Source organism: Mesorhizobium sp. M2C.T.Ca.TU.002.02.1.1 (genome assembly GCF_003997225.1).
On record NZ_RZTO01000486.1, the window covers coordinates 1 to 4766 of the forward strand.

A 4766-nucleotide genomic window follows, 5' to 3' on the forward strand; every position below is an offset into this window, starting at 1 on the left:
TGAAACACATTCTTGGCCAAATCGATACCAAATCTGATAACTTGCATGACGGACGGTCTCCTCTGCTGGAGTTAATCACAGCCCAGTTTGGCACATTCGATGCCGCAAGGGGCCGTCCACCCATCATCCTAGGGCGAAGCTCCGCGGAGCGGAGCGAAGACCCTAGGATCCATTCCGTTACCTCTGCCGAAGAATGCAACGCCGCAGAAAAGGGCAGAGGGCGGCTCTTAGAAGCTTGTTCCGGACCGTAGTGAAGCATCAATTTCACGGAATGGATTCTAGGGTCTGCGCGCGTCGCTTCGCTCCTTGCTCCGCCCTAGAATGACGAAGCCATCGGCGTGTTGGCCAATCGCAAACGGCTGCGGTGTGCTCGCGCAGCAAGTCCGCTAACCTTTCCTTAACCCTGCCAAACGGATCGCCCGGATTCGCTCCGCGGGCCTTCGACGGTCGTTGACATTCGAACAAAATTAGAACAAATTATGAACATACCAACAACGGAGAGAGTTATGTCTGATCTGGTTCAGGATGTCGTCTCGCTGGTTTGCATGAGCACCTTTCTCGTTTCCATGGCGATCTGGATCGGTGCCATGTGACCAGGCGGCTTTGCCGCCGTACGGGACGGGCAAATGCCCGTCCGTTGTTCGGGCGGGTGCAAGCCCGCCCATGTCGGACGGGGAAGAGCCCGCCCATTGTTGTTAAGTCTTTCTTGGCCGCTCCGCCGCTAGGCTGCTCCTTCAAGGCAGGGAGCGAATTCGGTGTCGGTCATCGTCACGGTCACCCTGGTGGCCGGCAATCTCGGACTGATCTTCCTTTTGATGACCGTGCCGCTTGGGCTGCGTACGGTGACGGCGAGCCGCCTGATCAAGGCCGACCGCAATCGCCTCTGGCAGGCGCTATGGCCGTTCGGCAGCGATGCCGGATGGTCCGGCGAAATCCTTTCCGCCGAGCCCCTGGACGGCGACGGGACGGCGCTGATCAGATTGTCCTGGGATGGCCGGGACGGCCGGCCGATCGAACGCAAAGCGCGCTTCGAGGACATCAGTGAGGGCAGCCGCTTCTCGATGACGGTCATCGAGGACACGGCGCTCGATCCCTCGTTCTGGGCGAACTATCGTGAGACCGCCGAGCTCGTGCCGGAGGGGGATGCCACGCGGGTCACGCTTACCCAGACCGACCGCTATCGCGGCGTTGCCTTCCTTGTCTTCCGCTTCTTCGCCATGCGCCGCGAGCTGCGCAAGCTCGACGTCTGGGCGGCAACCGGCACGTATCGCAAGGGCGGCTGGTTCGAACATCCGCTGAGCCAGATCGGCTTTGCCGTGCTCTCGGCCCTGATCCTGTGGCCGTTCTTCGGACTCAATATCGGCGGCTTGGCGCTGGCGGCGATCCTGACCTCGGTGGTCGCCCTGCACGAGCTCGGCCATATGGCGGCCTTCCGGCTGACGGGGCATCGCCGGGCGCGGATGATCTTCATACCGCTGCTCGGCGGCATTGCCATCGGCGGCAGGCCCTATGACAGCCGCTTCGAGGTGGCGTTCGTGGCGCTGATGGGCGCCGGCTTCTCCGCTTTCCTGGTGCCGGTGCTGATCGCGGCCAGCGGCCTTGCCAGTACAGAAGGCCATCGATTGGCAGCAGCCCTTTTGGCGACGCTTGCCGGCTGTGCTTCATTGTTCAACATCGCCAATCTGGTGCCGGTGTGGAAATTCGACGGCGGCCAGGTGCTGCGCCAGATCTGCCCAGGACCGGTCCCACTGGCGCTGGCATCCTTCCTGCTTTTGTCGTCGCTTCTGGCGCTCGGCTGGCGGGCCGGTTTCTCACCGAGCTTCCTGCTGATTGCCGGCGCGGTGTTCGCGATGCTGAGCCTGATCACCGTGGGCAGCGGCGTGAAACCGCGACACGAACTGAAGCCGATCAAGACCTTCGACCGGCTGGCCATGGCCGGCGCGCTGCTCGCCGTCTTTGCCATCCATGGTTACGGCATGCTGTGGGCCTCGGCGCAACTCATGTAGCAAGAAGGCGGCTCAGCCGGCCTTGCGAGCAGGCTCCGCAGTCGGAACGGCAGCAGTGCCGAATACATCCTCGAAGGCGGATTTCAGCGCCAGATCGAGGTCGGCCATGGTGACGGGCAGGCCGAGATCGACGAGGCTGGTCACGCCATGATCCGAGACGCCGCAGGGCACGATGCCGCTGAAATGGCCGAGGTCCGGCTCGACATTGATGGCGATGCCGTGAAAGCTCACCCAGCGCCGCAGCCGGATGCCGATTGCCGCGATCTTGTCCTCGGCCGGCGTGCCGTCGGGCAGGGCAGGGCGATCCGGCCGCACCACCCAGACGCCGACGCGGTCCTCGCGTCGCTCGCCGCGCACGTTGAAGGCGCCGAGCGTGGCGATGATCCATTGCTCAAGCGCCGCGACGAAGGCGCGCACATCCTCGCGCCGGCGCTTCAGGTCGAGCATGACATAGGCCACGCGCTGGCCGGGACCGTGATAGGTGTATTCGCCGCCGCGGCCCGCGGCAAAGACCGGAAAGCGGTCGGGATCGATCAGGTCCTCGATTCGTGCACTGGTTCCGGCGGTGTAGAGCGGCGGATGCTCGACCAGCCAGACCATCTCGCCGGCAGCTCCGCTGCGGATCGCCTCGGCGCGCGCCTCCATGAAGGCCAGCGCGTCCGGATAGGACGTCAGGCCCGGTTCGATCACCCATTCCACCGGCGCCGAACCGGGGAGAGGAAGAAACGACGTGGCGATCTGGCTGCGTTCTGTCATGGATTGTTCGTTTATCGGCCATGCATGCCGCGATCCCAAAATCGCGTTTCACCTTTGGGCGGCATGCGTCCGCCCTTATATGGCGGCAATCGGCCGAAACGTCCAGTTCCGGCCGTGCACCGCCGGCCTGTAGAGGGTTGTGCAAATGAGCGACGAATATTCCGCTCAGCGCACTTGTTTCGCCGGAAACGATTTGCTACAGGCCCCGGGCCGGACGGTTCCGGCTCCTACCACGTGCGGTCGTGGCGGAATTGGTAGACGCGCAGCGTTGAGGTCGCTGTGGGGCAACCCGTGGAAGTTCGAGTCTTCTCGACCGCACCAATCAAGTCTTGAGTTATCAAGCCGCCAGTCTGCGGCGATGATGCCAAGCTTTTCTCATCGCTCTGGTTTCAGTCTCTACTTGGGAAATCTCTTGGGTTGTGAAGAATCGTCGGCTATGGACGAATTCGAACAAACCGGGGGGACTGATGTCGAGACTATCTAACTGGGCTCGAAGGAATGGCCTATTTGGCCTGAAGCCGAAAATACCAGACTTTGCTACCGTTGGACGCTACACCTACGGTGTGACCGGCGAAAGTGTCTGGATGGCATCTGAGGACGCCCCGCTGATCGTCGGGTCGTATTGCTCAGTTGCAAGTGGCGTACAGTTTTACTGCAAAAGCGGTCACGTTCACGACTGCGCTACGTCTTTCCCGATCCACTTTTGCGTTCTCAAACAGCCAGCGCCGGCCGCAAGCCTTGGAAAGCGCAAAGGCATTCACGTTGGGCACGATGTATGGATCGGCCGTAACGCCGCCATTATGCCGGGAGTGAAAATTGGCGATGGCGCAGTCATTGGCGCTCATGCCGTCGTGGCAAGAGATGTGCCGCCTTATGCTGTTGCGACAGGCAATCCGGCAAAGGTCGTCAAGTATCGCTTCGACGACCAGGTCATTTCAAAGTTGCTGACCATTCGTTGGTGGGACTGGGACGAAGGCAAGATCAAACGGGAAGCAGAAGCGCTGACCGGCCCTATCGATGACTTCGTGACACGCCATTTTAGGGCCCCGCGACAGCAATGACAAAGGCCACATGCGCTTAGCCGAGGTCAAGCCAAGCCGACGCATCCTCAGCGGCACCACCGGTGCAGACCCTTGCGCGGTTTCCACACAAGGGTAGCCGGTATCGATCGGCGCGCTACGCAGCCTTCTTCGTCCGCGCCAGCGTATCCGCCACCACTTCGCCGAAGGAGGCAGGCGTCGGCACGATGACGACGCCGGCTTCCTTCAGGATCTCGACCTTCTCCTGCGCCGACTCGCCGAAGGCGGAGATGATCGCGCCGGCGTGGCCCATGCGGCGGCCCTTCGGGGCGGACAGGCCGGCGATGTAGGCGATGAGCGGTTTGCGCATATTGTCGCGCGCCCAGATCGCGGCTTCGGCTTCCTGCGGGCCGCCGATCTCGCCGATCATCACCACCGCGTCGGTGTCGTCGTCCCGTTCGAAGAGCTGCAGGATGTCCTTGAAGGACGAGCCGTTGATGGGATCGCCGCCGATGCCGACGCTGGTCGACACGCCGATGCCCAGCGCCTTCATCTGCGAGGCGGCTTCGTAGCCCAGCGTGCCGGAGCGGCCGACGATGCCGACGCGTCCAGGCAGATAGATGCTGCCCGGCATGATGCCCATCAGCGCCTGTCCGGGCGTGATGACGCCGGCGCAGTTCGGGCCGACCAGCCGCATACGGTCCTCGAAACGATAGCGGCGCATATAGCGCTTGACCCGCATCATGTCCTGCGAGGGGATGCCATCGGTGATGCAGACGCAGAGCTTTATGCCGGCATCCGCCGCTTCCATGATCGAATCGGCGGCGAAGGGCGGCGGCACGAAGACGATGCTCGCCTCGGCGCGGGTCTCGCGCACCGCACCCTTGACGGTGTTGAAGACGGGCAGGCCGAGATGCGTCTGGCCGCCCTTGCCGGGGGTGACGCCGCCGACCAGCTTGGTGCCGTAGCGCTTCATGTCGTCGGC

Annotated in this window: 4 protein-coding genes and 1 tRNA gene; 3 read left to right on the forward strand and 2 right to left on the reverse strand. The window is 62.8% G+C overall.

Features of this window, described 5'->3' with window-relative positions:
- Positions 1 to 755 precede the first annotated feature (755 nt).
- Positions 756 to 2006: an SRPBCC family protein gene (locus EOD07_RS22945; RefSeq protein WP_127237085.1), complete on the forward strand. Its 1251-nt coding sequence runs from the start codon at positions 756 to 758 to the stop codon at positions 2004 to 2006.
- 12 nt (positions 2007 to 2018) lie between these two features.
- Here EOD07_RS22945 and lipB read toward each other — a convergent pair whose 3' ends face one another.
- Entirely contained in the window at positions 2019 to 2762 is a 744-nt protein-coding gene (gene lipB, locus EOD07_RS22950) for a lipoyl(octanoyl) transferase LipB (protein ID WP_127237086.1), read from the reverse strand.
- A 236-nt stretch (positions 2763 to 2998) separates the two neighbouring features.
- On the opposite strand from lipB, the gene EOD07_RS22955 reads away from it, so the two are divergent.
- Positions 2999 to 3083: transfer RNA gene (locus EOD07_RS22955), tRNA-Leu, on the forward strand.
- 146 nt (positions 3084 to 3229) lie between these two features.
- Entirely contained in the window at positions 3230 to 3823 is a 594-nt protein-coding gene (locus EOD07_RS39125; RefSeq protein ID WP_281059080.1) for a CatB-related O-acetyltransferase, read from the forward strand.
- Positions 3824 to 3938: 115 nt separating this feature from the next.
- Here the strand turns inward: EOD07_RS39125 and sucD are convergent.
- Positions 3939 to 4766 (reverse strand): succinate--CoA ligase subunit alpha (gene sucD, locus EOD07_RS22965; RefSeq protein ID WP_127237087.1); only part of this gene is annotated, 828 nt, incomplete at its 5' end.

What these genes read in the sequence shown, in the direction of transcription:
- lipB (WP_127237086.1), bottom strand. Translation starts at nt 2,762, where the DNA reads ATGACAGAACGCAGCCAGATCGCCACGTCGTTTCTTCCTCTCCCCGGT.
- EOD07_RS39125 (WP_281059080.1), top strand. Translation starts at nt 3,230, where the DNA reads ATGTCGAGACTATCTAACTGGGCTCGAAGGAATGGCCTATTTGGCCTG.